The organism is Paraburkholderia panacisoli, assembly GCF_008369935.1.
Lineage (GTDB): Bacteria > Pseudomonadota > Gammaproteobacteria > Burkholderiales > Burkholderiaceae > Paraburkholderia > Paraburkholderia panacisoli.
Genome location: NZ_VTUZ01000005.1, coordinates 344,338 through 369,701 on the forward strand (window position 1 = coordinate 344,338; position 25,364 = coordinate 369,701).

Below are 25,364 nucleotides of genomic sequence, written 5' to 3' on the forward strand. Positions count from 1 at the left end.
ATGCACGAAGGTCTTCTATATAATTGCCATCTCGGGTCGATGGGCTAGCCGTGGCGAGGATGGTCGTGCGGTGAGGGCTGATCGGAAACGCGACTGAAATGTTCTGCGCACGAAGGACCGCTGTCTGGTGCGGAGCCGACATTTGAATGCCCCTGCGAAGGCGCGGACAGATGTCCGGACATGGGATCCTTTATGATTAACTGTCCTTCACCAGAGACGCCAGTTCGATCAGTTACGGACGAATAGTCAGCCAGCAGAGTAATGCCATTATTCCTAAGAGAAAACTCATTCTTAATTGTGTTCTTAATGGTGTCTTTGATACTGAGGTTTACCTCGTTTTTTGAAAGCGATAGGTAATTCCTCGGATTGTATCTCAGCAAGGCATTTCTGTACTTTGCCGTAACGCGCGCTATCTCGATGGTCGGAACATAAAGCATTCGAACATTGCACGTGCCAGGACCGGTTTCGACATCTTGATTGAGCTGAGGTTGTTGCTTTTTCCCTAGGTTGATCCTGATCACAATTTCAGATGGGACAAAGCTCGTTCCTGTTGTAAGCGGGAACACCAATTCAGAATACGTTTTCGGGAAGTCGAAGACTTCGTAGTCCATGTTGTCGATGAGGCGGCGAAGCTGCTCATCGTTGATGTGCTTCAGATTGGCGAGGATAACGACCCGCCACTGGTATAGCGAGATGTCCCTAATTTCATTGATTTTCTTTTGGAACGCAGCGATCTTCGCTGAGAAAGGTTTGCCATTGCTGTCGAATTTTTCTCCTTTCGAGATGCGGCTCACTTCCATTTTTAGTAATTCGATCGGCTCAATTGCTTTTTCCTCAAAGTTTTTCTGCGTTGTACGAAATTTCGATTGTATCAGCGTGATACACCGTTCCTCTGTATCGATGAAGTAGCCATCGACGCCGCCATCTTGTGAGCCATCACACGTATGTTCATGCCGCTCGGCAAATCGAGTAAGACCAAATCTGACCTTCAAAAATAAATGGATAAACGCCGCCGAGCGCGCTCGGTTAACCTTTTCTATATCATCGCTTTTGGGATGGTATCGCTTAAACCCCTTAGGCGCCTCCTTGCAGAGTACATCCAAAGTACGAACAAGTGTCGTGTAGCTCATGGTTATCTCGTATGCGGTATGGTTGCTTTATTCTCACCGCGCGCCCTTAACGTTTAGGCGTCACGGAACGTCACAGCGTAGCTGAGGCGGATTCTACTACCGGCTCTCGCCCTATTCCTTTCAGAAAACAGATTTCGACCAATGATTCCATGCGCAGAGTGCCTTACGGGCAATCGCTCGTCGGGGACTGACTTCGGCGACGCAAGATGTGCTTGTTTCTTCGACGGGCGAATGGCCGACTGACCCGAGCCCGCCGCGAACGGCGAGCCTAACCCCATGCCACGGGGGAGGAGACTAGTTAGCGCGGTGCGAGGCAAACCTCGCGCACGTGTGTCTGTAGAGCGTTCAGTTTGCGGAATTCGTTGTCATCGTCGCCGTTGATTCCGGCCAGTTCGGTCGCAACTGATCGGTCAAGTTCGGCGTACCCGGAACCATCATCTAGGCCGGCGGCTGTGGCGTCTGCGCGCACTCCACTGCTCGCCGGGCACGAGGCGCGAACGAATGGATTCGCGGAATCGCGTGAAAGACTTCTGCGAGCAATAAGAGTCGCGGTCCTCGTTCTTCTGCGCGATCCCCCTCGCTTAACACGCGCCGTCGACCGCCATGCCGCTGCCGGCGTCACAGTTGCGTTAAGCCATCGGCAGCAGTCAGACCGACCTGTCGCAGGCCCCGCCTGGAGTTCCCAGTGCAGCGAGCTTCTCCTGGATTGCGCTATACACGCTCGGCTCGCTGATCCCCAGCACGGGGTCGGTCAATACAAGATGCTCACGCGCCATGGCCGGCCACCCCTCACCGTCGTCGTCGAGCGATAGCCACCCGTGGGGCCGACGGCGCTGGACGTCCGCCCAGACCTGCATGCCACGTGGCATGGCTGCAAACAGGTACGCGTCCATCTCGCCGTGGAAGGTGGCGCCCACCACCCTTGCCCGCAGGGCCCGCGGCAGCCGACGCGCTACCTTGCGCACGCTTCCTAAAACGCGCACCCAGCTTGTCGACAGGACGCACATCGGGGTAGGGAGCCAACAGCGCCCCGAGCAGCGACGGATGCTCGAAAAGTGTGTGTCCGGGCGGCGGAGCGACGTATGGTCCGGAACCAGGCTGTCGCCAAACATCTTCCGGATGGAGCGCCCCATCGAAGTCGAGATGCAGCACCCACCCACCCGTAATAGCTGGACGCGGCGTCGTGCCTGGGTGCTGAACGGGTGGGTGAAACCGGTTCATATCGGACGGCGTTGCCTTGTTGCCCCGGCTCCCGCGAGACAATTCGCTGCGTCTTCAATTGCCACGGCAAGGCTCCATTCGAGCGATGTGATTGTGGTGGACGCCGGCCAGCCACAGGCGAATGCGCTGCTGCGAATTCTCATCGCTGATGCCGCGCGTCGGGTCGAGAAGCAGGAAGTGGTCGACCAGCTCTCCAGGTTCGCGTCCGAATCGCTCCGCGCCGAACACTGCGTCGTCAATGGCGAGCCAGTGCCTTAACCGTTTGCCATAGACATAACTGGCGATTACGTGAGTACGCTCAGTGCCATCGAGCACATAGCTGCGACGTGGCTTAATGCTGCAGGTCGTGCCGACGACGCGCGGCCGCAGTTCAGGCGGCAAGTACGCAATGACGCGCTCCTCTGGCAAGCGACGGACCCACGACGTTGTGAGCACAATCTCAACGTCGGGATATGGCGCCAGCAGTTCGGCGAGCAGGGGCGCAAATTCGAGAAGCGGGCGCCCCGTGTCGAGTGTTATCTCATCGTCCTCGCCGATGTACGCGTTGCCCGCGTGGAGTGTTCCATCGAAATCGACAAATAGCGTTGGCGTCATGTTGTCCATGACCATGTGCACCGGTGCAGGCTGCCCTCGCCCCGGCGAACTCAGCTCCATCACCTTGTACCAGTCAACGGTATGGCCAACTGCCTCGAGAGCGTCGCTAGCGTCATCCCGTTTCATAACGAGCATCTCTAGTCCGAACCCAGCAAGCACCATAAAGAGAGAATCCGTACCGACGGACAATCCTTCTTCGATGCGACTCAAGTCAGCGACATCGACATAAAGATAGTCAGCAGCATCGAGAAGGTTAAGCTCGCATCGCAGCCTAAAATTATGAACCAGCCTGCCGAGCGCACGAAGGTCTGCGGCGTGCGGGACGAGCGTCGAATCCGGTGTTGATGATGCTGAAGGCATAGGGTTGGTCTGCAAGACAAATAGGTTCCCGGCTCCCAGAGACGGTTACCAGTTCAATAGCGCGCTCGCGGGCGATGAGCCATCGCCGCTCAATAGGAGCCCCTACCTTGATGAGCTCTGACCAGGCAGCCAGGACGGCTCCTAGCGTAGTGCCAGCAACGCTCGCGCCGCGTGTAGCGAATCATTCGTTGTCGGCGTTTTCGTGTTCGGCACAGCGAGTCTTGATCCAGCCGTTTCGAACCAACTTGCCGCGATTGCCGCACACTTCGCAGAGGCGAGTGCTCATCGACGCGGCTACTTGGATCATGCCCGCCTGTTCATCATTTGGTCCGCCCGCGTAAAAGCGGAGTCCGCCGAATTTTTCTTTCACCTGCCGGGCGACGACCTGCGGCGCGCCGTTTTTTGTCGCGTACTGAAGGTTCAAGCACAGGACATCGATCAGGTCATACCACCCATCGCCGCATTCGAAGCCCCAGGTAGCACATAGCGTTAGCACAGCAGGGACGTCGGGATCGTCGGGATCACCAATCGGCTCGGCAGTAAAGATCAGCGGGTAGTCTGCGCGCAGCTTGGCTTCTAATTCTGGACTCAAATGTTTTCTCCGTTGTTGGCACATTGACACACGCCGACTGAGCCTGGTGCTTCGTCGCTCGCGTTCCTCGCGGCGCCGAGCTTCCTGCGTTTCGATCTCGAGAACATAAAACGCGCACGGTCCACGAAGCGGCTTCGACTGCGATAGCTACTCATGTCGGGATCCCATACAGGATCCGCCCCAAGATGGCTTCCACCCGCTCGGCGCCGGCGGAGTCAGTTGTCGCCGCGTCATATGGCGTCTTGCCGCCGAGTTCAGGATGCGGACGGTGCATCCAGGTGTCAGCGTCGGCCGCGTCATCCCAGACCTGCGTTGCGAGGCGCAGGAGCCGCCAAGCTGCGCTCGGGTTTTCATGCCAGGCTTTCATGTCGTCCACGGACATCCCAGTGACTGGCGGCTTTACGCAACCTGCCAGCTCCGAGATTGGTCTGGTCTTCTTCAGCTGCTGGCAGTCTTCGAGGCGCAATCGATTCTTTTCGACGAACTCATTGGCTGCCTTGATGAACTCACGAAGCGAATCGAAGTACGCAGCATCTACGACCGACGTGAGCGATGATGTAGCTCCGGCCGATACCAGGCTGCGCAGATCGCGAAGGCCGTCGCCCTGGTCGCGCTGTGAGACACGGATCCACTCGCCGAGGGTGGCCTTGACGCAGTGCTGACACAGGTCGACGCTAAGCTCGGAACAGTCACCAAACACCGAATGGAACCCGCCGCGCCAGGGGAGCGAGACCCGTTCGAGCCATTCGCCGTCACCGTCCTCCGGGCTCATCCGGCGCCCGCACCGGTCGCAGGTACAGGCAACCACCTCCAGGACAGTCTTCTCACTGTATTTGAGCATGCGCTAGTCCTTCGAGCACACTTCGGGGCCGACCAGACCCGTTGCCGTCATTCCGCTCGTCGACGCAAACGGACAAGTCATCCTGCGATTCTTCGTCTCTAGACGGTGCCATACATTCATCGCAAAGAACATGGCGGAAGTAGACTTTCCGATACTTTCCCGGCTTGCCACAGCTCTCACAGGTTACGCGGCTTTTCGATTTTGCTTTTTCGATTGTCTCTTGAATGCGCTCCTTGTTGGCAAGGCCGCACACCTGTCCATCCATGACATCGACGATCATTTCGCCCGCGAACTGACTAATGTCGGTACACACCGGAACAACAGGGTATTCGCAAAGACCCTGCAGAAGTAGCCCGTCCATCAGCGAGAGGCTCAGCGGGAATTCGATTAGCTCCTCCCACATCGTGCGAAGTTCACTCTCGACCTCGCGCGCCATCTCTTCGATGATTCCATACCAGCCAAAGCCACACTGAATTCCGAAATGCGCAATGTTTGACGGATATGCCTCCGGGTGGTCCACAGCGCGGAAAAATATTGGGTACCTTGACAGCAGTTGCTTCTGTTCAACATTCGCCAACCAGGGTCGGGGATTGCCTTGTCGGTCGGTAACCTTTGGGGCCACTGCTTTCATTTTGGTGCGCTTCCGAACATAGTTGTCGGTCAATTTATTCCGTGATGGATGACGGTACTTCATCTAGTGGCAGCATCGAATGGCTGATGGGCCCAGTGCGTTTTCGGCTCGATCTGTCTTGCATGTTTGCTGAAACACTGGCTCAGGGAAGATGCAATCGCTGCAGTAAACGTGATTCCAATACTTCCTGAATTGGCCCGCTTCCCCACAGCACTCACAGACCATTTGCGCACGAAGCTCGGCCTTTTGCGCCGCTTCACGGATGCAGTCCCGTGATTGTTTGTCACCAAACAGTCCATCGACAACCACAATCTCAAGCTTGCCTTTCATGACGTGAATGCTTGAGAAGAACGGCATGAGTGGGCAGGGGTCGTCCACGTCCAGCGAAGTTCCGTATCGCAACATCCTATCGATGAACGCTACGTTTACAAGGGTATGGGCTGCTTCCGTGGCCCACAGCATTTGCAACTGGCGTTTGACTTCGTCTGCAGCTTTTTCGATGACTGCATACCACCCAGCAACCGCTCTGGATGCCCAACGGGCACTGTTCGAGGGGTATGCTGAGAGTGACCGGAACGGAAGAACAGCGGGTAACTCGACAACAGCCGGCCTTGTTCAGCGGGCACCATCGGTCGCTGGTATGGGTTCCCAGCAGGGCACTCAATAGCCTGTGCACTGCCCGATGCCAGATTGGCAACCATCGAAACAACTCCCATCGTTACGTCGGAGACCTGCACCCTTCTGCCGCGTTCGCGACAGCAGGGGCGACGTAGGCAACAAGATGTCTGAAAGGGCGCATTGTATATGTTTCCATAGTATACGTATACATAGTAGACGTATATACAGTAGATGTTTATGAGGTAGACGAAAAAATGTCGTTGGGCCAACCTCCTGGCCATGACCGAAACAGAAAGCAAAGACATCGACCCGTATCTTCGACGGCGGCTGGCGGCGCACGTCCGGAGACTCCGCTTGGAAAGGCGTGTTTCCCAGGAATTGCTCAGCGTCGAATGCGGCTTCCATCGCACGTACGTCAGCCACATTGAACGAGCGGCTGTGAACATAACACTCGACAATGTGCAGCGACTCGCCACCGGCTTGGGAGTAGACCCGGCGGAACTGGTCAGCGATAGCGAAAGCGGAGAGTGATCGGCGCGTCGAGCCGGCAAAGCCGAAATAAGGTCGAACGGGCGCAGGCGCGGTAACGCCGAATAGGTGCCCTTTGCGTCGAACGCCCTGAAAGTCATCTTGCTTTGAGCGCCTTGTCGGCGCCATGGCTCGATCGTGCGTATCGCCATCGCGATCAGCGCGGTGGTGTGTCTCGCCGACCTTGCGTTTTCGAGTTCGGAAGGTCGGAACGCGAAGGCCGTTGCGATCGAGATTGACGATGTCGAGAAGCGCGGAAAGATTCAGCTGATCTAGTTCTGGCAGGCCGCATGAAATCGTCGGCCTCCGGTTTGTCTCTCGGCGACATGAAAACCTGGCGAAACTTGACGCCAGGTCCGCAACGACCTGTCCGTGCTACCGGTCACAGCGGCAAAACACGCCGGTGAGACTCGAACTCTTTTTCTCGGGCACCCCTTCGGAGGAGCCGACACCACCTGGATATAGGGTACGAATTCCGCTTTGAGCTCGGACCGGAATGAGAAAAGTCCCGGTGTTCAGGCGCGCTCCAGATATTCGGATAATGTCGCCAGTGCCTCTGCGCTCGACGCGCCCACACTGCACGCTTCGTCACCTTTCACGGCCCATCCGCCAAACATCTCCACCGCGTCGAGCGACGCCCCTGAACATTGCGGGCTATCTATCACCATAGCCTTCCCGACTTCGACCGCATCGAAGCACTCCGCGGTTTGCTCACGCCGACGAGGTTGACAGCCGTACAATGCAAACCTACTGCAAACAACGACCTGCTCAGCTGATAAGCTTCTTCGATCTTGGATTTCCCGTGAGCGCAAAGATCAAACGGATATGCCACGAAGGCTGGCGCGACCCGTCTTTGAACCACTCCACCATAGTTTAGTCACAAAATCCCATAACTGATTTTTTTAGTCACTGAAATCGTACTTCCTTGCCCCGCGGGCGTGAGAGAGGATGAAAAATCCCATGACTTTAGGAATTTGACGTCTGCTACCCTCGCCGCTTCACTACCCCTTTGCATTCAACCTCGATGGAAACCCCTTTCAATGATCGCGGCGTGTCGGTCACACGCAATGCACTCTCGTCGGCTGGCCAGGTCTTTCCGCTGCGCGACATCGTCGGCGTGCAGGTCGTTACCGTGCCGAAGAACAAGGTCCTGCCGCTGACGATTTCGCTGCTCGGCCTCGTCGGCGCGATTGTCGGTGCGATCTTCCGCTCGCCGGTGGGCATCGTTTGTGGTGTCATGCTGATCGTCGTGGGCTGGCTCACGTGGGTGACGCAGGACATCACCCACCGTCTGATGGTGCAGACAGCCAGTGGTGAACGCGAAGCGTTGATGAGCACCGATCGCGAATTCGTCGAGCGGGTCAGCGCGGCGGTGCATGAAGCGAAAGCAACGGCGGCAGCACCAGTCCCCAAGGCTTGAAGCGGCCGGCCGCCTGACGCGGCGTCGGCGCCCGGCACAGGCCTGTCCTCGTGCGCCGGCGCAGCCACCCACACGCATCCGCATCGTCCGCGTTTACAAGATTTTGATCACAACCAAGGCAGCTTTTTGCGTGCCGTTGAGTCAAGCCCGGCTAGAGTGATCAGGTATCAACAACGCGCCGTCTCAGCTGATTGGCGCTCCCATGATGCTCACACCCATCGCAACGTCCGCAATCCCCGCGCCGCTCGCGCCGCCCGCATTACGCGTCGCCCGCCCTACGCATCGGACCGTACCGCTCGTCATCATCGATGTCACGATACCCGGCGTTTCGTCGGCCAACGGACGGCGCGCGCTGCATGCCGCGCTCGGCGACGATCTGCGTCTGTACATCGTCACCGTCGACCGCCAGCAAGAGCACGTGACCTTCCGCGTCGAAGTCACCTCGCGCACCCTCGACGACGTGATCGGCGTGCTGACCACCGCGCTCGACCGCGCCACGCTGGGCCGCGCCCAGACGACGGTAATCCGCCGCCCACGCGACTACTCCTGACGCCAGTCGAGGTTTGCGCGCGCAGTCCGCTCGTCGCGGCCGCAGCCTTTACACATCTTTGCAATCACACGCGAGCGGCCATGTAGAGTCGCCGCTCCTGTTATCGCGTGTTCCCTCCCGCAGGCCTGCACAAGCATTCGCGAGCATGTGGCTTTCCCGCTCGCGCCGCCGCGTGCATGCCAGTGAAATTGCCGCGCGCGCTGCCCGCCAGCGGCTCCCGCTGCAATGCCTCGTCCGGGGACCGCGCCTTTTTGCGAAGCGTGATCTATGTCCCTGTCGTCTCCCGGTGCCGCGCCCCGGCACATTCGCCCGAACTGGCGTGCGTGTTTGCCTGCCCGCCTGCATGCTCATTGGCGCCGTCTCACCGCGATAGTGCTGTTTGCGGGCGTCACGCTCGCCGCCCTGTCCGCCTGCTCGACCACCTTCCCGGTCCCCACGCCGCCCGCGCAGAATGCCGCGCTGATCAACGGCGGCAACGACGGCCTGCTGATTCCACTGCACGTGGAACGCGCCGACCAGGATCAAGCGCGCCTCGGCCTGCCGATCCAGCTCGACGGCAAGCCGCTCTACGTCGCGTTGGACACGGGCACGCAAGGGGTGCGGATTCTGAAGTCGACGCTGCCGGGGTCGAACTACGCGCCCGCCGGCGACGTGACGTCGCTGTCGTTCGCGAACGGCGCTGAAGTGGTCGGCGCGGCGGTGACGTTGCCGTTCAGCGTGGGTGGCACGAAGCCGGCGCCGATCGCCGCGCAAGCGGTCGATACGGTGCGCTGCCTGCCGACAGCGAAGCGTTGCGTCGCAATGGACGGCTACACCGGCGAATTCGGCTGGGCCTTCTCGGGCATCGCCGGCATCGGCGCCGAGCTGCCTGGCGAGAACTGCTGTACGCAGCCGCTGCGCGCGTTGCCGGGCAACATCGGTCAACGGTACCTGGTGCGCTCGAACGTCGCGAAACCCTACCTCCTGCTGAGTCCGTCGAGCGAGCTGACGAAGGGCTACACGATGCTGCCGATGGCCGCGTCGAAAGACGGTGCGACGCAGTGGCCGAGAGGCTGCGTGCGGGTCGCCGACAAGATGACGTTCTGCGCGCCGCTGGTATTCGCCACGGGCAGCTCCGGCATGATCCGCATCGAAACCGACAAGGCGCCGAACTGGACCGGCGACGACGATGTCGGCAAGACCCTCAATCAGGGCAACTATGAAGCGGCGATCGGCGTGGCATCCTGGGTGCACCGCTACGAGAACGCGCAGGTCACGATCGTGAAAGCGAAGCCGGACGCGAACCGCATCGTGGTCGGTTTGATGGCGATGCAGAACGTCGACGTGCTGTTCGATTTCCAGCGCGGCCAGCTGGGTCTACGTGCGGCAAACGCGAGTGAAAGCTTCGCGCCGTGATATCGCCCTCGCGATAAAAAGGCCGTCCGGTTCCAGCAAAGAACCGCACGGCCTTGTCATTTATCAGGCGATCACGCGAAACGCAAGCGCACGCCCACCGCCGTCACTCCAGACTAAGCGGATTCACATGCCAGATATTGCGCGCATATTCGCCGATCGTGCGGTCCGACGAAAACTGCCCCATCCCCGCGACATTCTCAATCGCGCTTTCGGCCCACGCACGTTTGTCGACGAAGCGTGCGTCCACCTCCTCCTGTGCCTTCGCGAATGCGGCGAAATCGGCCAGCACCATGTAGTGATCGCCCCAGTCGACCAGCGTGTGGAAAATATCCGAGAAGCGCAACGGTTCGTGCGGCGAAAAGAAGCCGGTACGGATCTGGTCGAGCGCCATATGCAGTTCCGCGTTCTCTTCGTAGACCTGGCGCGGCCGGTAACCGCTCGCGCGCAAGTCGTCCACTTCGTCGGCGGTATGGCCGAAGATGAAGATGTTCTCGCGCCCCACCGCGTCGCAGATCTCGATGTTCGCGCCGTCCATCGTGCCGATCGTCAACGCGCCGTTGAGCGCGAGCTTCATGTTGCCGGTGCCGGACGCTTCGGTGCCGGCCATCGAAATCTGCTCCGAAAGATCGGCCGCCGGAATGATCATCTCGGCCACGCTCACGCCGTAGTTCGGCACGAACACCACTTTCAGCCGATCGCCGATCAGCGGATCGTGATTGACCTTCTCGCTCACGTCGCCGATCAGCCTGATGATCGTCTTCGCCATCCGGTACGCGGACGCGGCCTTGCCGGCAAACAGCACGACGCGCGGCACCCAGTCGCGCTCGGGGTTCGCGCGAATCTGGTTGTAGCGCACGATCACGTGCAGCACGTTCAGCAGTTGGCGCTTGTATTCGTGAATGCGCTTGACCTGCAGATCGAACAACGCATCTGGATTGAAGTGCAGTTTGGTGTGCTGCGCGAGGCGCTGCACGAGCCGCAATTTGCTTTGCCGCTTCGCGTCGCGGAACGCCTCGATGAAGCCGCTGTCGGTACGCAGGTTGCGCAACTGCTCCAACTCGAACAGATTGCTGCGCCAATGGTTGCCGATGCGCTGATCGATCAGCGACGACAGCGACGGGCTCGCTTGCGCGAGCCAGCGGCGCGGCGTGATGCCGTTGGTCACGTTGGTGAAGCGGTCCGGATAGATGCGCGCAAAGTCGGCAAAGATATCGCGGGTCATCAGTTGCGAATGCAGCTTCGACACGCCGTTCACCTTCTGGCTTGCGACGATCGCCAGATACGCCATGCGCACGCGCCGCTGCCCATATTCGTCGACCAGCGAAATGCGGCGGATCATCTCGGCGTCATGACCCGAATGCTCGCTCACATGCTTGAGAAGCTGCGCGTTGATCTCGAAGATGATCTCGAGATGGCGCGGCAACAATCGCGCGAGCATCTCGACGTCCCACGTTTCGAGCGCTTCGGGCATCAGCGTGTGGTTGGTGTACGAGAAGATCTGCGTGACGTGTTTCCATGCCTTGTCCCACGGCACATGATGAACGTCGACCAGCAGACGCATCAGCTCCGGAATCGCCAGCACGGGGTGCGTATCGTTCAGATGCACCGCGACCTTTTCGGAGAAGCGCCCGAACGTGCTGTGCGTGCGCTGATAGCGGCGGATCAGATCCTGCATCGTCGCGGACACGAAGAAGTACTCCTGGCGCAGCCGCAGTTCGCGGCCGGCGGGTGTCGAGTCGTCCGGATACAGCAGGCGCGAGACGTTCTCCGACATGTTCTTCGTGTCGACCGCATTGCGGTAGTCGCCGCGATTGAACGCGCTCAGGTCGAGTTCATCGGTGGCGCGCGCTGACCATAGCCGCAGCGTGTTGGTCGCGTCCGTCGCGTAGCCGGGGATCACGGTGTCGTACGCGGTGGCGTTCACATGCTCGGTGTCGATCCATTCGACCTGTTCGCCACGCTGCACCGTGCGCCCGCCGAAGTGCACCATGTACTTGATTTCGGGCCGTGGAAACTCCCATGGATTGCCCGCGCGCAACCAGTACTCTGGCGCTTCGACCTGCTCGCCGTTGACGATCTCCTGACGGAACATGCCGTATTCATAGCGGATGCCATAGCCGAAGCCCGGAATACCGAGCGTCGCCATGGAATCGAGAAAGCAGGCAGCAAGCCGGCCGAGACCGCCGTTGCCGAGCGCGGCGTCCGGCTCGATATTGATCAGCGCCTCCATATCCACACCGAGACTCGCGAGCGCCTCCTTCATCTGATCGTGAATGCCGAGCGCCAGTAATGCGTTCGTAAAGGTCCGGCCGATCAGGAATTCCATCGACAGGTAATAGACGCGCTTCACGTCCTGTTCGTATTGCAGGCGCGTGGTTTTCATCCAGCGCGCCACCAGTCGGTCGCGCACGGCGAGCGCCGCGGCATGCAGCCAGTCATGGGGATGCGCAGTGACAGCGTCCTTGCCGACGCCGTACATCATGCGGTTGGAAATGGAGCGCCGTAGCGCGTCGACGGTACTGTGGAGCTGGTCGAATTCCAGATCGACGGTTGTCATCGAAGCCTCCGGAGGTAAAAGCGCCGCGGCATACGCGAACCGCATGGGTGACGGACGGGAGGCGCGTGCCGTTCAGGCGGGTTAAAAAACAGAGTAGAACATTTTACGGCTGCCGCGCACAGCGAGCGTGAGCCGCTACTCACGCACATGCCATGCCCGCCGGGACGCGCGGGCATCGCGGCTTTTCGCACGGACACGGTGCAAACCGCACGGAGGCGGCACTGCGCGCGTGCATCGAACGGCATGAAAGAGGCCACAGAGAGGCTGCGATGAAGTCAACGCCGGCGAGATGCGCAACGCACATCGGATCACGCCTCGCACCAGTATTTTTTCGCCGCGTGACGCGCGGATGAATCGGGCGAGCGCTTCGGTATGTGATCAAATCGGGCGCCTCGTCTGCTGAACTGTTTGTGCCGAGTGGCGTGTGACAGAGTGTGCGCGGATCAGTTCGAAGAGATTGCATGGACCTGACCGTTAGTTGCGTTGTTTAAGCCAGGTCATATCGGCCTGCCCGCGTCCCAGCAGGATTTCCGCGTCTCTGTAACAATCGCTACATTTCGCTGCGCGCTGCCCGCCTTGACCGCTGCACCAGACGGCGCGCCTCTCGCCACTCAACCCCGCCGCTTGCACGCCGCGTTTTTAGACCGGCCACCGCACTGGCATGCCTAACCCGACGAGCCACGCCTTGTCCGACAACTCCAGCGCCGCCGCCGCGCCGACCTTCCCCGCGGACGGCCCAATGTCCGCCGCCAACCGCCGCGCGATGGCCGCGATCATGCTCACCGTCGCGCTCGCCACGCTCGACACCGCGATCGCCAACACCGCCCTGCCCGCCATCGCCGCGGATCTGCATGCGGCGCCCGCGGCGTCGGTGTGGATCATCAACGCGTATCAGCTCGCGGTGGTGGCGACACTGCTGCCGCTCGCCGCGCTCGGCGATATCATCGGGCACCGGCGCATTTACATCGGCGGCATTGCGCTGTTCACGCTGGCGTCGCTCGCGTGCTCGATGGCTTCGACGCTGCCGCTGCTCGCCGCCGCGCGCGTGATGCAAGGCCTCGGCGCGAGCGCGATCATGAGCGTGAATACCGCGCTGATCCGCTTTCTCTATCCACCGCACAGGCTCGGACGCGGGCTTGGCACCAACGCGCTGGTGGTCGGCGTGTCGTTCGCGGTCGGGCCGACGGTGGCGTCGCTGATCCTGTCGGTGGCCGCGTGGCCCTGGCTGTTCGCGGTCAACGTGCCGCTCGGCCTGCTCGCATTGGGCTTTGCATGGCCGGCGCTGCCGCACACCGAACGCGGCAAGCACAATTTCGATCCGGTCGCGGCGCTGCTCAACGTGATCACCTTCGCCGCGTTGATCTTCGCGCTCGGTGAGGCGGCCCAGCGCGCGTCGGCGCAACTCGTGCTGAGCGCGGCGGCAATCACCGTGGTGTTCGGGCTGCTGCTGATCCGCCGTGAAGCGGGCCACCCGGCGCCGATGCTGCCCGTCGATCTGTTCAAGCGGCCGGTGTTCGCGCTGTCGGCGGTGACGGCGGTGTGCTCGTTCGCCGCGCAGGGCCTCGCGTTCGTGTCGCTGCCGTTTTATTTCGAGGACGTCCTGCATCGCAGCCAGGTCGAAACCGGCTTTCTGATGACGCCATGGCCGGTGGTGGTCGCGCTGGCCGCGCCGCTCGCGGGCAGCCTGTCGGACCGCTATCCGCCCGGCCTGCTCGGCGCGATCGGGCTCGCGGTGATGTCGGCGGGGATGGCGTCGCTGGCGCTGTTGCCGGTGCATCCGCACGTGCTCGACATCGGCATCCGGATGGCGATTTGCGGCGCGGGCTTTGGCTTCTTCCAGTCGCCGAATCTGAAGGCGCTGATGGCGAGCGCGCCGCCCGAACGCAGCGGCGGTGCAAGCGGCATCGTCGCGACTGCGCGGCTGCTCGGGCAGACCACCGGCGCGGCGCTGGTTGCGTTGAGCTTCGGGATTGCCGGCCGCCATGGTCCGACGCTTGCGCTCGGTACGGGCGCGTTCTTTGCCGGAGCGGCGAGCCTCGCGAGCGGACTGCGGCTGCTGGCGCCTTCGCATCGCACGGGTGGCCACGTGAGAGCGTCGGCGAAATGAAAAAAAGCGGGCGCGCTGTGTTCTCAGCGCGCCCGCTTTGTCACTCGACCATAGGTCAACGCGCCGCGAAATACCCCTTCACTGCGGCGATGAACGTATCGATGTCCTCACGCGACACATCCTTATGCGTCACGAAGCGCGACGCGTACAGCATCTGCGTCAGAATGCCGCGTTCTTTGAGCCACGCTTCGAGCGGCGCGCAATCCTGCTGCGGAAACTGCGCGAACACCATGTTCGTGGCGACAGACTGAACCTTGACCTGCGCGATCGCTTCGAGACCCGCCGCCAGATGCGCGGCGTTCGCGTGGTCGTCGGCGAGGCGCTCGACGTTGTGATCCAGCGCGTACAGGCAGGCCGCCGCCAGCACGCCGGCCTGGCGCATGCCGCCGCCCAGCACCTTGCGCCAGCGGTGCGCCACGTCGATCAGCGCCTGGCTGCCGACCAGCACCGAGCCCACCGGCGCGCCCAGCCCCTTCGAAAAACAGATCGACACGGAATCGAACGGCTCGCATAGCGCCGCGACCGGCTTGCCGGACGCGACCGCCGCGTTATAGACGCGCGCGCCGTCGAGGTGCGCCGACAGGCCGCGCTGACGCGCGAGCTGCACCGCCTCGGCGACATATCCGGCCGGCAGCACCTTGCCGCCGATGGTGTTTTCCAGCGCCAGCAGCCGCGTGCGCGCGAAGTGGTTGTCGATGGGCTTGATCGCGGCGGCGATCTTGTCGAGCGGGATCGAGCCGTCCGCGGCATTTTCGAGCGGCTGTGGCTGGATGCTGCCGAGCACCGCCGCGCCGCCGCCTTCGTACTTGTAGGTGTGCGCGAGCTGGCCGACGATGTACTCGTCGCCGCGTGCGCAGTGCGCCATCAGTGCCGCCAGGTTGCTTTGCGTGCCGCTCGGGAAGAAGAGGCCCGCTTCCTTGCCGGCGCGTTCGGCGACGGCGGCTTGCAGACGCAGCACGGTGGGGTCGTCGCCCCAGACGTCGTCACCCACTTCGGCGGCCGACATGGCCGCGAGCATCGGCGGAGTTGGACGGGTTACGGTATCGCTGCGCAAATCGATCATTGGGTGTCCCTGTATGTCCTTGTGCGTCTGTGAATGACAGCCTGTGAGTGCCGGCCGGCGCGATGCTGCTTGCACCGACGGATGGATGCGGCGTCGCCGGTTGAGTCACGCATTGTGCTTTTTGGTTTATGTTTTGTCATTGGTGCAATGCAACACAATGCCCGTTCGACTCGATGAAATCGCGACGGATGGACGATTGAACCCAAGCGGGAAACGCGCCGGTCGACAGGTAACGGTCGCCGCGATCGCAGACGACGAATACGATCGTCGCCGGATTCGCGGGAGTCAGCACGAGTTCGGCTCCGTATGCGGTCATGCCGCGGCGCCACTCGATCGACACGTCCTCCGGCATGACCAGCAGCATCCGGTAGGCTCTGAGCGCGGCCACCATGGCAAGCGCAAAAGCCGAGGATCATCGCTTGTGCCGCGCGATCCTTGACCGAACCTGCAGGGTTGACGCCTTCGAGCTTGCCAAGGATCACTTTGTTGCGCGCGCAAATTGTCTCGCCCGGAAGCCTTACCAGCTGAACGAGCGGAGTGTGTGAAGAAGAGTGCCGGTCGGTGACAGGCTGAAGACATTCGTCATGCAAACGCGCTATTACCCTGGAAGCAAGCGGCATTTACATATCACTTTGTGATATAAAATTGACGAGCATGTAAATCGCGAAGCAAAGCGAGTAATCAAACGTCTATTGATGTGAGCGCCGCAACCCCAGCTGTCATTCGACATCCGCCGGCTCATCGAAGAGAAAGGACTGGAGGGTCGGTATGCGCAATGTTCAAGCGCCGAGCCAATGGACAGCGCACGCGCGATCAGTTGACCTCAACGGCCCGCTGTACGGCGAGCGTTGCGTCCTCTCCTGGCAGGCCCGGCTAAAGCTCTTCGACCGAGCGCGCAGTCTCGCCGGCGCCCGGCGTCTCCTCAGCCGTTTCCGGCCCCATGGTCACCAGCACGCTGCAACTGACCCGGTCCAGCAACAGGCCATCGTTCCTGCCGCCCCACCAGCGCGCCAGCCGGCTCTCATGACGGTGCCCTACGACGATCAGATCGACCTTCAGATCGTGCGCGAACGACGAAATCTCTTCCAATGGATCGCCGACGGCGAAATGCCCGCGCGCCCAGATTCCGCGCGCAGCGAGTTTTTTCAAGCCTTCGTCGAGCAAACTTCTGGCCGAGTTGGTGACGAGATCGACCGGGATTGCCGAGATGATGTCGGCCCCTTGCACCCAGGCTGAATTGTTGAGCACGGACAGCACGTGCACTTCCGCCTTGAGTTCCTGCGCCAGACAGGCGCCGTCCTTCAACGCGTGCTGCCCTTCACGTGTTCCGTCGTAGCAGAGAAGAATGCGGTTAAAAGTCGGCATCTCGTGTCTCCCTGACTTTCGTTTCGCGGCAGCGCAAAATCCGCTTCGCAATGCACAGATGCCTCGCTCGCAGACAAACGCGGCATCGCCGTCGAGCCAGAACATCGTCAATCCATTATATGTCGCCTGGTGATACATACAGCGAAACCGCGGCCTCGGTCAGAAACGGCAACAGCACATTCGCATGCGTGCGTCAGTTCGAACGCTGACACCACGGCCATGGTCGGCGCGCGCATCATGCCGCCAAGCGCGGCCGCCATGAAGTCCAGCAGACACACAGCAGGATCGCCGCCGGGCATCAACGGACCGGGCACCGCACCGACGCCCGCTCCCATCAATTGCTTCGGGAATGCCGTGCCGGCGAATCTGTTCCGAACCGAAGCGCGCAATCAACCCGACGATCAGGCCACCGGTCGCGGGCACGATAACAACCCAAAGCCCAAGTGCGTTGCCGGCAGGGAGAGCGGTCTGCGATCGATATCGTCTGAAAGAAGGATGCGTTGGTGAAGAAGCGGATCAGATGCAGCAGAAAATCGGCCACGAACCTACTCAGAATGCCCACGACCGCGGCGATGGCCGTGATTCGCAGGAGTCGGGTATCGGTGGCGAAGTCGCCCTTTGACGCATTCGTGTGCACGGTGGCTCCTGACCGTCGAGTGGCAACGCGAAGATATTGCGCAAACCGCTAGCGCATCCTCGCCTCGTCATATTGCATCTTTTTGTGATGCAATGCGCGGCTAACGACACATGTGCGCAAACGCGACGGCATAGCAACAACACAGGACGCCAGCGCGCACATTCAGATCTTCTGCCTGCGCAATTATATCATAGCGTGATATATGCTGACTGGTAAGCGATCACCTTTCGCACGGGAGGATCAAATGGTTATCGCCAACGACTTCGAAATCTTTTATCTGCTGGTGGCCTTTGCGCTGCCCGGCGTCATTCTGATCGGTGGTCTGCTCGATACGCGGCACCTCCAGAAACTGCATCCGCAGCTGGTGGGCGCGCTGATGGAGCGGCGAAAATCACGCAAGCCTGCTCGACCGGGTGTCGTGCCGCGTTCTGTTCGAAGTCGCGGACTCACTCGTTGATTGAAACATGACTAATAGTAGAGACCGGTCATGATGGATTTTCTAGTGCAGTTGGCAGTCTGCGGCGTGGTGCTGGCAATGGTGATTCTTCTGATGGTCACCCAGGAGCGACGTGCGAACCTCCGCGAGCGGCTGCTTCGCTCCAGCATGCATCGTCATTGGTGGAATCGGCCGCGCAACGGGCATTGAGGACATCGAAGCTGCGACGCAGCCAGTCATTTGCGCCGTCGCCACGGCATGCGCAGCCTCCTACGACTCGGGCCAGAGAAAGAAGATATGAGCGCCGGGCGGGTCGGCGGGCGTGTTGTCCATCGGACGCCGCGTGTGCCACCTCTGCCTCGCTGAGCAGCAGTCATTCGGCCACCTCACGAGAACCAATGGACCACCCGACAACATGTCGAGCATGGTCGCGCCATATACGCCGACCACGGTAAACGGCACGTCACCGAAGTACGCAGCGGTTTGCCCCGAGAACACAACAGCGGGTTGAGCGCGTTGTAACGAGTTGTGCGCTGCGTTGTTTGCCCACGCGCTTGCCGCGCCGCCATGTTCGACGTAGAGGTCGGTCGCTCGCGCCGTGGCGGCACAGTGCATGACCGGAATAACGCACGCCGCGAGTATGACCACCCAACGCCATTGCGAAAGATGTCGTTGCATCACTCGATCCTCTGCCGAATCACCCAGCCGCAAAATATCAGCGGCCGATCCGAACGGCTAAAGCCCCCAGATGATGTCCGCCTCGCTCTTGCGTGCCGCGCGCATCATGTCCAGAAACGGCCATGCGCGTTGAGACAGTCTGTTACGCGATTCGCGTTGGTTGCCTGACGAACGATGCAGGGGTTCGACAGTCGCTTCCGCCGTCGCGTCGTCCGAAATTGCGGCTTCGAGCCGGTCGATCGCAACCGGCAGTTCATCATGCACGATGACGCCACGGTCTTCGAGACGCTTGCCGATCAAGCCCAACAGATATTGCGCAAGGTCCCGGAGCATCACGACATCCGGCGATGCCGTCGATTGAAAAGTAACGAGCATGACAGCTCCTTTGGAAGAGCGCGTGACAAGCCACTCGTCGATCGGATTCCTATGCTTGTCGAGCGGCGCGATGACTCACGCGTCATCGCATTTTCCTCGCCCCGCCTAGCATCATTTTATATCACAACGTGATTAAATGAAAACGCGGCGCTCATCTGGCCGATTGCGGCGCGCGGCGGCGGACTTGTCTTCAGCGAGGAGACAAGTGGCAGGATCGCACTCCGGCGGTTCCGCACTGCAACAGCCGGTTTCTGCCTTTTATATCATATTGAAATATAATCACGACCACAGTGTATTGGCGTTACCAGGGTTTCCCCGGTAATCTCGACCCCCACTAATCGACTACTGCCTCGTCCAATCTTGTCCCGTTCCATTGCCCTTCGCTGGCTTGCCAGCTTTATTCCAGCACCGGTTACCGTCAAATGGCAGGAGCGCGCGCGCTCGTGTCTCGGTGCGCTGCTGGGGATCGCCTTCACTGGCGGCTCGATGTTTCTGCTGCTCGGGCCGGCGGCGAACATTCCGCTGCTGGTCGCGCCAATGGGCGCTTCCGCCGTGCTGCTGTTCGCCGTGCCCGCGAGTCCGCTAGCGCAGCCGTGGTCAATCATCGGCGGCAATCTCGTGTCCGCGACGATCGGCGTGACCTGCGCCAGTGCGATCGCTGATCCGACCCTCGCGGCTGCGTTAGCGGTCGCACTATCCATCTGCGGAATGTTCACGCTTCGCTGCGTTCATCCGCCCTCGGGCGCGGTGGCATTGACAGCGGTGCTGGGCGGACCCGCCATCCATGCGCTCGGCTACCGGTTCGTGCTGGAGCCGATTGCGATCCAGTCGGCCGCGCTGCTTGCCGCGGCGCTCGCCTACCACGCCGCCACCGGCCATCGCTACCCGCACAGCGGGCTCCTGAGCCGCGGCACAACCGCCAATGCGGCCGACGACGCGTCGCGCGCAGGCTTTACGCGCGCGGACCTCGAAGCCGTTCTGAAGCGTCGCAGCGAAATGCTGGACATCGACCCGGACGACCTCGAATCGCTGCTGCGCGAGACGCAGCTTCAGGCCTTCTCGCGCAGCTTCAACGAACTGAGTTGCGCGGACATCATGTCCCGCCACGTGATATCGGTCTCCGCGACCACGCGTGCAACAGTGGCGTGGGGCCTGCTCAAGCGCAACAAGGTGAAGGCGCTCCCCGTCACGGACGCCGACCGGAATCTGATCGGCATCGTGACGCGGGCCGACCTCGTCGATAAGCGGGTTTTCGGGCAGTTCCTGCCCTTCGCCACTCGCCTCGACGGCTGGCTTCGCGGCGATGCGCTGCGCGCGCCGACCGTCGGCAGCGTGATGAACACCGAGGTGTGCACCACCAGCGCCACGGCGCCGATCACCGACCTCGTGCCGCTGTTCGCGCATCACGGCCACCACCATATCCCGGTGCTCAACGCATCCGGGCATCTGATCGGCATGATTACGCAGGTGGACCTGATTGCCGGTCTCTACCGGCAGACCGTGCTCAAAGCGCAAAAGGCAGCATAGCGACACGAGCATCGCCTGCCCCGTGCGATGAAACAATACATCACCATGTGATATATTGATCGTTTATTCGCATTGGCAGGTACCCAATGAAAGTACGGACTCGCGGACTGACCAAAGCCGACTTCGAGCAACTGTCGGAGTTTCGCTACCAGATGCGGCGCTTCGAACGGTTCTCCGAGCAGGCCGCGCAGAGCGAAGGCATTACGCCGTTGCAGTATCTGCTGCTGCTGCACATCAAGGGATATCCGGAGCGCGACTGGGCCACCGTCGGCGAGCTGGCGGAGCGGCTTCAGTCCCAGCATCACGGCGTCGTCGCGCTGGTGTCGCGCTGCGAAGCGCTGAGTCTCGTGCGCCGCCAGGTCAGCGAAACCGATCGCCGCCAGGTGGAAGTCCACCTCGAAAAAGCCGGCGAGCGAGTGCTCGCGCGACTGGCGGAATTGCACCGCGCCGAATTGAAATCGCTAGAAGGCGCTTTCCAGATTCCACAGATCGACTTCGACTAACCATGAGCATGAATTCCCATAAGCGTGATTTTTCGGCCAACGCCCGGCTGCCCGGCATTTTTGCGCTAGCGGCGTGCATCGGGGTGGTCAGCACGCTTGCCGCATTCGTATTGCTGAACCTGATCCGTCTATTCACCAATCTGTTCTTCTTCGGCGCGCTGTCGTTTGCCGACCGTTCGCCCGCCGGCAACACGCTCGGCCTGTGGGTCATCGGTGTGCCGGTGATCGGCGGGCTGATCGTCGGCCTGATGGCGCGCTACGGCTCCGAGAAGATTCGCGGACACGGCATTCCCGAGGCGATCGAAGCGATCCTGTTCGGCAAAAGCAAAATGTCGCCGAAGGTCGCAGTGCTCAAGCCGCTGTCGTCCGGCATCGTGATCGGCAGCGGCGGGCCGTTCGGCGCGGAAGGCCCGATCATCATGACGGGCGGCGCACTCGGCTCGTTGATCGCGCAATGCGTGAAGGTCACGTCGGCGGAACGCAAGACCTTGCTGGTGGCAGGCGCCGCCGCGGGTATGACCGCGGTGTTCGGCACGCCGGTGGCGGCCGTGCTGCTCGCTGTCGAACTTTTGCTGTTCGAGTGGCGGCCCCGTAGTTTCCTGCCGGTCGCGGTGGCCTGCGCGGTCGCCGGTTTCGCCCGCGCGCTGTTCTTCGGCGCAGGCCCGCTGTTCCCGCTCCAAACCGCCGCGCCCGATGGCTGGTCGCTGATTTCTTGCGTAATCGCCGGATTGTTGTCGGGCGCGCTCGCGTCCGGACTTTCCGCGGCGCTGTACAAAACGGAAGACCTGTTCGGCAAACTGCCGATTCACTGGATGTGGTGGCCGGCTCTGGGCGGCATCGTGGTCGGCATCGGCGGCTGGCTCGAACCGCGCGCTCTCGGCGTCGGTTACGACGTGATCGGCGATCTGCTGCATCAGCACATCGTGTTGCAGGCCGCGCTTGTGCTGCTGGCCGTGAAGGCCGTCATGTGGGTGGTCGCACTCGGCTCCGGCACCTCCGGCGGCGTTCTCGCGCCGCTGCTGATGCTCGGCGCCGGGCTCGGCACCGTCCTCGCGCACTGGCTGCCGGGCAATCAGCCGGCCTTGTGGCCGCTCGTCTGCATGGCCGCCACGCTCGGCGCGACGCTCGGCGCACCGCTGACCGCCATCGTGTTCGCTTTCGGCCTGACCCACGACGGCAATGCGCTGCTGCCGCTGCTCACCGCGACGCTGATCGCTCACGGCTTCTCGACGGTGGTGATGCGCCGGTCGATCATGACCGAGAAGATCGCGCGCCGCGGCTATCACATCTATCGCGAGTACGGCGTCGATCCGCTCGAACGTCATTACGTCGACGAAGTGATGACGGCCTCTGTCGAATCGATCGACGCCGGCTTGACCATCGCCGACGCGCAATACACGTTTTTCGGCGCGAACCAGGTGCGTCGTGCGTATCCCGTGGTCTGCGACGGCGCGGTGCTCGGCGTGGCCGACCGCGCGTTGCTCGACCGGTTCTGTAGCGCTGATGGAGTCGACAAACGCAGCGCGTATCTGGCCGACGTGTTCGACCAGACCGCGCCCGCCTACGCGTTGCCGTCCGAAACGTGCCGGCTCGTCGCGACGCGGCTGGCGGTGCACAATCTCGAGCGCTTGCCCGTGGTGGCCGACCGCAAGACCATGCGTCTCGTCGGGATCGTGTCGCGCAGCGATCTGGTGAAACCGTCGCTCAGCCACTTCGAAGAAGAACACAAGCGCGAGCGTTTCCGGCGTTTGGCGCCGTCGCTCGGCAAGCGGCGCTTTGCGCCGGCTCGCAAGACCGGCTGAACATGACGAGGCGGTCGCGGTGGTAGAAGCCGATTGCCGTTTCCACCTCGTCTGTTTTGCGCAGCGCGCGCTATTTGCCCGCGCCGCGCTCGATGACGCAACTCAGCACGAGTGTGTCGCCCCGCGTGGCTTCGGGGCTGAGAGCGGCGGTGTGAAAGTCCGCGTGATCGCAACGCCATTCGGCCACAAAGCCACTTCTGCATTTCGCCGCCGGCCGGCTCCTGAGCGGCTCGCGTGGCGCGTACTCGCAGGTCATCAGGCCATCGCACCGACGCGCGATGTCACGCGTTTCGTTGCCGTGCGTCGCTCCACAGTTCTGGCCGTAACTGCCCGATACGATCTGGATCGTTCGCACTTGCCCTTCTGACGCTCCCGCATTCGTCGCCAGAAAGAAGACGGCCAGCATCGCCGATACGCAGCGAATGCTGCCGCTAACGAGAGCCGGTCTTGCACTCCAACAGGCAGGCGCTTCAGTCACAGTGCCTCCTTCCATTCACGCAACGAATCTAACTCGCTAACGGCAGCCGCCGCTGTCCCGCTCGCCAGCTATACGCGCCAGCACGCCGGCCACCACCCGGTCGCACTGCGCGCCGCCGAACTCGAACAGATCCCGCTCGATCAGATCCGCTTCCTGAACCAGCGCTTCGCGCAACAGATTCCTCGCGCGAAAATGCCGGCTGCGCACGGTGGCCTCCGGAATCGCGAGACACTGCGCGGTTTCCTCGATGCTCATTTCCTCGACCGAACGCAGCACGAAGACGACACGGAAAACATCGGGCAACTCGTCCAGCTTGCGTTCGAGCAACGCACGCAATTCCGTGCGCGCGGCCGCCCTGTCCGGAGAATTCGAATCGTCTGCGTTCATGGCGTCGATATCGATATGAGTACCCGGGTCCACCATTGGGATCACGTTCTGGCGCCGTGTCTCGCGGCGCAAACGGGCAAAGCACTCATTGAGCACCAGCCGCGACAGCCAGGTGAGCAGCGCGGAGTCCCCACGGAACTGGCTGATTGATCGATACGCGGACAGATACGCTTCCTGCAATGCGTCTTCCGCCTCGGCGTCGTTGTGAAGCGTAGCGCGCGCGAGACGATACAGCCGCCGGTTGTGCCGGCGCATCAGCAGTTCGAATGCGCTTCGGTCTCCGGCGGCGACACGGCGCACGATCGACAGATCATCGATCGTGGCAGGCGCCAACTGTGTTACCGCGCTGTGCGTCATGGAGCGCTCGTCAAGTTGTGTCACCGGACATTCAGTGTGCCGCGCATCGTCGGGTGGAAGTTGCATAGGTAAGGATAGCTCCCCGCTCTGCCGGCGACAAAACTCCAGGACGCGTTCGGCGCGATGCTGCCCGAATCGAACGCCTTCGCGCTCGAACTCGCCGTATGAGCGAACAGGTCCTTGTTCACCCACTCGACGCGATCGCCCCGCTTCACCGTCAGCGTCGGCGGATTGAAGCGCATCTGCTCGATGACAACCTGGTACGTGAGCGGCGCAGCGCAGGCATGGGCGGACGGTAGCGCCCCGAGGGCCGCACCGAGCACGACGGCCAGCGAGCAGCCCCGCGCGCGCACGTTGCGCCCAGGCATTGCACCCATGCCGCGCCTAATCTCAGCCATTGCTCTTGCCCAGCTCAGCCTGCAGCTGCTTCGCATGATCGAGATGCGCGACAAAGGCCGGCCGCACCTTGACCAGAAGCGCTTTCAACTCTTCGTTTTGAGCACTCGGGATCAAGGTCTTGTCGAGCGCATCCAGCACGCTCTCGTGATAGGCCACTTCGTGATCGATATACGCCCGATCGAAAGCCATGCCCTTGAGCGTCTTCAGGTTGGCGAGATTTGCGTCGCCACCTTGCTTGAGGCTTTGACTCGTCGAGTTGGGCTCCGGCGTCACGCCCAGTTTGTGCACGAGATCGGTGGCGGCCTTGTTGACGCCGCTGTGGTCGGTGATCATCAGCTGCGCAAACGCTTTGACGTCCTTCGATCGGGTCTTCGACTCCGCCAGCTTGCCCGCGTCGATATCGACCTGATTGGCGGTGACCACGATCGCCGCGATCTGAGGATCGGTGGGACCGCCGCTCTGTGCGTAGCCGGTGAAGCTCGCGAGAGTCAGTACCCCGAACAACGTAACGCTGATCCATTTCATGAGATGTCTCCCGGTTTATCGTCGGCGCGCGCATGGACGCGCCGACGCAGTCCAGATCCGATACGACCGTTGATATGGACTTAGATGTCACCGGGAAGAGCCCTGTTTCCACTCGCGGCGCGGATTCGGGCAGGTTCGTGGAAATTCGTACGAGTGGCGGCGGATGCACGGCCGTCCGCTATGGGCTCGGGTAGCGGACGTTATTGCGTTGACCGGATGCCCGCAGGGTCAAGCGCATTCATTCGCGGCGTGCCGAAGAGAACCGGCCCGCGAGAAGATTCGCGGACG

The 25,364-nt window shown here is 61.5% G+C and carries 26 protein-coding genes and 2 pseudogenes; 12 read left to right on the top strand and 16 right to left on the bottom strand.

Going from position 1 to position 25,364, the window contains the following annotated elements; all coding sequences use genetic code 11:
- Positions 1-44: 44 nt before the first annotated feature.
- From FVF58_RS10410 to FVF58_RS10440, 6 genes are all read right to left on the bottom strand, one after another.
- Positions 45-1,130 (bottom strand): AIPR family protein, encoded by a 1,086-nt coding sequence (locus tag FVF58_RS10410; protein WP_149669803.1) that lies wholly within the window; start codon positions 1,128-1,130, stop codon positions 45-47.
- A gap of 647 nt (positions 1,131-1,777) precedes the next feature.
- On the bottom strand, positions 1,778-2,263 hold the full coding sequence (locus FVF58_RS52640) for an HAD domain-containing protein (RefSeq protein WP_342802399.1): 486 nt from the start codon (positions 2,261-2,263) through the stop codon (positions 1,778-1,780).
- 142 nt (positions 2,264-2,405) lie between these two features.
- Positions 2,406-3,320 carry an HAD domain-containing protein gene (locus FVF58_RS10420; protein WP_246217011.1) on the bottom strand — a complete coding sequence of 305 codons (915 nt, stop codon included), beginning with the start codon at positions 3,318-3,320 and terminating at the stop codon, positions 2,406-2,408.
- A gap of 166 nt (positions 3,321-3,486) precedes the next feature.
- The gene (locus FVF58_RS10425; RefSeq protein ID WP_149669804.1) at positions 3,487-3,897 is read right to left on the bottom strand and encodes a hypothetical protein; all 411 of its coding nucleotides are present in this window, start codon (positions 3,895-3,897) and stop codon (positions 3,487-3,489) included.
- A gap of 151 nt (positions 3,898-4,048) precedes the next feature.
- On the bottom strand, positions 4,049-4,738 hold the full coding sequence (locus FVF58_RS52280) for an MbcA/ParS/Xre antitoxin family protein (RefSeq protein WP_223191141.1): 690 nt from the start codon (positions 4,736-4,738) through the stop codon (positions 4,049-4,051).
- Entirely contained in the window at positions 4,722-5,402 is a 681-nt protein-coding gene (locus tag FVF58_RS10440) for a hypothetical protein (protein ID WP_149669805.1), read from the bottom strand. Before FVF58_RS10440 ends, FVF58_RS52280 begins: the two co-directional genes overlap by 17 nt.
- Before the next feature lie 864 nt (positions 5,403-6,266).
- Here FVF58_RS10440 and FVF58_RS10450 point away from each other — a divergent pair.
- The 5 genes from FVF58_RS10450 (at position 6,267) to FVF58_RS10465 (ending at position 9,880) form a co-directional block, all read left to right on the top strand.
- The gene (locus FVF58_RS10450; RefSeq protein ID WP_149669807.1) at positions 6,267-6,518 is read left to right on the top strand and encodes a helix-turn-helix domain-containing protein; all 252 of its coding nucleotides are present in this window, start codon (positions 6,267-6,269) and stop codon (positions 6,516-6,518) included.
- A gap of 135 nt (positions 6,519-6,653) precedes the next feature.
- A complete protein-coding gene (locus tag FVF58_RS51340; RefSeq protein WP_188130776.1) occupies positions 6,654-6,791 on the top strand; it encodes a hypothetical protein in 138 nt (45 codons plus the stop codon).
- A 748-nt stretch (positions 6,792-7,539) separates the two neighbouring features.
- Positions 7,540-7,935 carry a DUF6232 family protein gene (locus FVF58_RS10455; protein ID WP_149669808.1) on the top strand — a complete coding sequence of 132 codons (396 nt, stop codon included), beginning with the start codon at positions 7,540-7,542 and terminating at the stop codon, positions 7,933-7,935.
- 202 nt (positions 7,936-8,137) lie between these two features.
- Positions 8,138-8,485, top strand: coding sequence for a hypothetical protein (locus FVF58_RS10460; RefSeq protein ID WP_149669809.1), 348 nt, complete (start codon positions 8,138-8,140; stop codon positions 8,483-8,485).
- Between the two features lie 267 nt (positions 8,486-8,752).
- Entirely contained in the window at positions 8,753-9,880 is a 1,128-nt protein-coding gene (locus tag FVF58_RS10465) for a hypothetical protein (RefSeq protein WP_149669810.1), read from the top strand.
- A gap of 103 nt (positions 9,881-9,983) precedes the next feature.
- Here the strand turns inward: FVF58_RS10465 and FVF58_RS10470 are convergent, their stop codons facing one another.
- A complete protein-coding gene (locus FVF58_RS10470; RefSeq protein WP_149669811.1) occupies positions 9,984-12,437 on the bottom strand; it encodes a glycogen/starch/alpha-glucan phosphorylase in 2,454 nt (817 codons plus the stop codon).
- 739 nt (positions 12,438-13,176) lie between these two features.
- Here FVF58_RS10470 and FVF58_RS10475 point away from each other — a divergent pair.
- On the top strand, positions 13,177-14,544 hold the full coding sequence (locus FVF58_RS10475; RefSeq protein ID WP_188130782.1) for an MFS transporter: 1,368 nt from the start codon (positions 13,177-13,179) through the stop codon (positions 14,542-14,544).
- 55 nt (positions 14,545-14,599) lie between these two features.
- Here the strand turns inward: FVF58_RS10475 and ltaE are convergent, their stop codons facing one another.
- The 4 genes and pseudogenes from ltaE to FVF58_RS52650 form a co-directional block, all read right to left on the bottom strand.
- Positions 14,600-15,607: a low-specificity L-threonine aldolase gene (ltaE, locus tag FVF58_RS10480; protein ID WP_149669813.1), complete on the bottom strand. Its 1,008-nt coding sequence runs from the start codon at positions 15,605-15,607 to the stop codon at positions 14,600-14,602.
- Positions 15,608-15,887: 280 nt separating this feature from the next.
- Positions 15,888-16,227, bottom strand: a pseudogene (locus FVF58_RS52645) (hypothetical protein); the annotation flags it as partial.
- Positions 16,228-16,480: 253 nt separating this feature from the next.
- Positions 16,481-16,972, bottom strand: coding sequence for a universal stress protein (locus tag FVF58_RS10490; protein WP_149669814.1), 492 nt, complete (start codon positions 16,970-16,972; stop codon positions 16,481-16,483).
- Positions 16,973-17,305: 333 nt separating this feature from the next.
- A pseudogene (locus FVF58_RS52650) lies at positions 17,306-17,609 on the bottom strand (chloride channel protein); the annotation flags it as partial.
- A 244-nt stretch (positions 17,610-17,853) separates the two neighbouring features.
- Here FVF58_RS52650 and FVF58_RS51350 point away from each other — a divergent pair.
- Both FVF58_RS51350 and FVF58_RS51355 read left to right on the top strand, forming a co-directional pair.
- A complete protein-coding gene (locus tag FVF58_RS51350; protein ID WP_188130784.1) occupies positions 17,854-18,066 on the top strand; it encodes a hypothetical protein in 213 nt (70 codons plus the stop codon).
- A gap of 30 nt (positions 18,067-18,096) precedes the next feature.
- Positions 18,097-18,255, top strand: a complete 159-nt coding sequence (locus FVF58_RS51355; protein WP_188130778.1) for a hypothetical protein — start codon at positions 18,097-18,099, stop codon at positions 18,253-18,255.
- Positions 18,256-18,315: 60 nt separating this feature from the next.
- On the opposite strand, the gene FVF58_RS10505 is transcribed toward FVF58_RS51355, so the two are convergent.
- Positions 18,316-18,723 (bottom strand): hypothetical protein, encoded by a 408-nt coding sequence (locus tag FVF58_RS10505; protein ID WP_149669815.1) that lies wholly within the window; start codon positions 18,721-18,723, stop codon positions 18,316-18,318.
- 57 nt (positions 18,724-18,780) lie between these two features.
- Positions 18,781-19,098: a DUF1840 domain-containing protein gene (locus tag FVF58_RS10510; RefSeq protein ID WP_149669816.1), complete on the bottom strand. Its 318-nt coding sequence runs from the start codon at positions 19,096-19,098 to the stop codon at positions 18,781-18,783.
- A 360-nt stretch (positions 19,099-19,458) separates the two neighbouring features.
- On the opposite strand from FVF58_RS10510, the gene FVF58_RS10515 reads away from it, so the two are divergent.
- The 4 genes from FVF58_RS10515 (at position 19,459) to FVF58_RS51360 (ending at position 23,297) form a co-directional block, all read left to right on the top strand.
- Positions 19,459-20,625: an HPP family protein gene (locus FVF58_RS10515; protein WP_149669817.1), complete on the top strand. Its 1,167-nt coding sequence runs from the start codon at positions 19,459-19,461 to the stop codon at positions 20,623-20,625.
- A gap of 86 nt (positions 20,626-20,711) precedes the next feature.
- Positions 20,712-21,128: a MarR family winged helix-turn-helix transcriptional regulator gene (locus FVF58_RS10520; RefSeq protein ID WP_149669818.1), complete on the top strand. Its 417-nt coding sequence runs from the start codon at positions 20,712-20,714 to the stop codon at positions 21,126-21,128.
- A gap of 2 nt (positions 21,129-21,130) precedes the next feature.
- On the top strand, positions 21,131-22,930 hold the full coding sequence (locus FVF58_RS10525) for a chloride channel protein (RefSeq protein WP_149669819.1): 1,800 nt from the start codon (positions 21,131-21,133) through the stop codon (positions 22,928-22,930).
- Complete coding sequence (locus tag FVF58_RS51360) at positions 22,905-23,297, top strand: hypothetical protein (protein WP_188130779.1); 393 nt, start codon at positions 22,905-22,907, stop codon at positions 23,295-23,297. The genes FVF58_RS10525 and FVF58_RS51360 overlap by 26 nt, the downstream gene beginning before the upstream one ends.
- A 147-nt stretch (positions 23,298-23,444) precedes the next feature.
- On the opposite strand, the gene FVF58_RS10535 is transcribed toward FVF58_RS51360, so the two are convergent.
- From FVF58_RS10535 to FVF58_RS10545, 3 genes are read right to left on the bottom strand one after another with little or no spacing between them, the layout of a single operon-like run.
- On the bottom strand, positions 23,445-24,152 hold the full coding sequence (locus tag FVF58_RS10535; protein WP_149669820.1) for an RNA polymerase sigma factor: 708 nt from the start codon (positions 24,150-24,152) through the stop codon (positions 23,445-23,447).
- 20 nt (positions 24,153-24,172) lie between these two features.
- A complete protein-coding gene (locus FVF58_RS10540; RefSeq protein WP_246217012.1) occupies positions 24,173-24,550 on the bottom strand; it encodes a cupredoxin domain-containing protein in 378 nt (125 codons plus the stop codon).
- A complete protein-coding gene (locus tag FVF58_RS10545) occupies positions 24,543-25,076 on the bottom strand; it encodes a DUF4142 domain-containing protein (protein ID WP_149669821.1) in 534 nt (177 codons plus the stop codon). Before FVF58_RS10545 ends, FVF58_RS10540 begins: the two co-directional genes overlap by 8 nt.
- Positions 25,077-25,364: the final 288 nt, after the last annotated feature.

What these genes read in the sequence shown, in the direction of transcription:
- FVF58_RS10410 (WP_149669803.1), bottom strand. Translation starts at nt 1,130, where the DNA reads ATGAGCTACACGACACTTGTTCGTACTTTGGATGTACTCTGCAAGGAG.
- FVF58_RS52640 (WP_342802399.1), bottom strand. Translation starts at nt 2,263, where the DNA reads ATGGGGCGCTCCATCCGGAAGATGTTTGGCGACAGCCTGGTTCCGGAC.
- FVF58_RS52280 (WP_223191141.1), bottom strand. Translation starts at nt 4,738, where the DNA reads ATGCTCAAATACAGTGAGAAGACTGTCCTGGAGGTGGTTGCCTGTACC.
- FVF58_RS10450 (WP_149669807.1), top strand. Translation starts at nt 6,267, where the DNA reads ATGACCGAAACAGAAAGCAAAGACATCGACCCGTATCTTCGACGGCGG.
- FVF58_RS10455 (WP_149669808.1), top strand. Translation starts at nt 7,540, where the DNA reads ATGGAAACCCCTTTCAATGATCGCGGCGTGTCGGTCACACGCAATGCA.
- FVF58_RS10460 (WP_149669809.1), top strand. Translation starts at nt 8,138, where the DNA reads ATGATGCTCACACCCATCGCAACGTCCGCAATCCCCGCGCCGCTCGCG.
- FVF58_RS10465 (WP_149669810.1), top strand. Translation starts at nt 8,753, where the DNA reads ATGTCCCTGTCGTCTCCCGGTGCCGCGCCCCGGCACATTCGCCCGAAC.
- FVF58_RS10470 (WP_149669811.1), bottom strand. Translation starts at nt 12,437, where the DNA reads ATGACAACCGTCGATCTGGAATTCGACCAGCTCCACAGTACCGTCGAC.
- FVF58_RS10475 (WP_188130782.1), top strand. Translation starts at nt 13,177, where the DNA reads ATGTCCGCCGCCAACCGCCGCGCGATGGCCGCGATCATGCTCACCGTC.
- ltaE (WP_149669813.1), bottom strand. Translation starts at nt 15,607, where the DNA reads ATGATCGATTTGCGCAGCGATACCGTAACCCGTCCAACTCCGCCGATG.
- FVF58_RS10490 (WP_149669814.1), bottom strand. Translation starts at nt 16,972, where the DNA reads ATGCCGACTTTTAACCGCATTCTTCTCTGCTACGACGGAACACGTGAA.
- FVF58_RS51350 (WP_188130784.1), top strand. Translation starts at nt 17,854, where the DNA reads ATGGTTATCGCCAACGACTTCGAAATCTTTTATCTGCTGGTGGCCTTT.
- FVF58_RS51355 (WP_188130778.1), top strand. Translation starts at nt 18,097, where the DNA reads ATGATGGATTTTCTAGTGCAGTTGGCAGTCTGCGGCGTGGTGCTGGCA.
- FVF58_RS10505 (WP_149669815.1), bottom strand. Translation starts at nt 18,723, where the DNA reads ATGCAACGACATCTTTCGCAATGGCGTTGGGTGGTCATACTCGCGGCG.
- FVF58_RS10510 (WP_149669816.1), bottom strand. Translation starts at nt 19,098, where the DNA reads ATGCTCGTTACTTTTCAATCGACGGCATCGCCGGATGTCGTGATGCTC.
- FVF58_RS10520 (WP_149669818.1), top strand. Translation starts at nt 20,712, where the DNA reads ATGAAAGTACGGACTCGCGGACTGACCAAAGCCGACTTCGAGCAACTG.
- FVF58_RS10525 (WP_149669819.1), top strand. Translation starts at nt 21,131, where the DNA reads ATGAGCATGAATTCCCATAAGCGTGATTTTTCGGCCAACGCCCGGCTG.
- FVF58_RS10535 (WP_149669820.1), bottom strand. Translation starts at nt 24,152, where the DNA reads ATGACGCACAGCGCGGTAACACAGTTGGCGCCTGCCACGATCGATGAT.
- FVF58_RS10540 (WP_246217012.1), bottom strand. Translation starts at nt 24,550, where the DNA reads ATGGCTGAGATTAGGCGCGGCATGGGTGCAATGCCTGGGCGCAACGTG.
- FVF58_RS10545 (WP_149669821.1), bottom strand. Translation starts at nt 25,076, where the DNA reads ATGAAATGGATCAGCGTTACGTTGTTCGGGGTACTGACTCTCGCGAGC.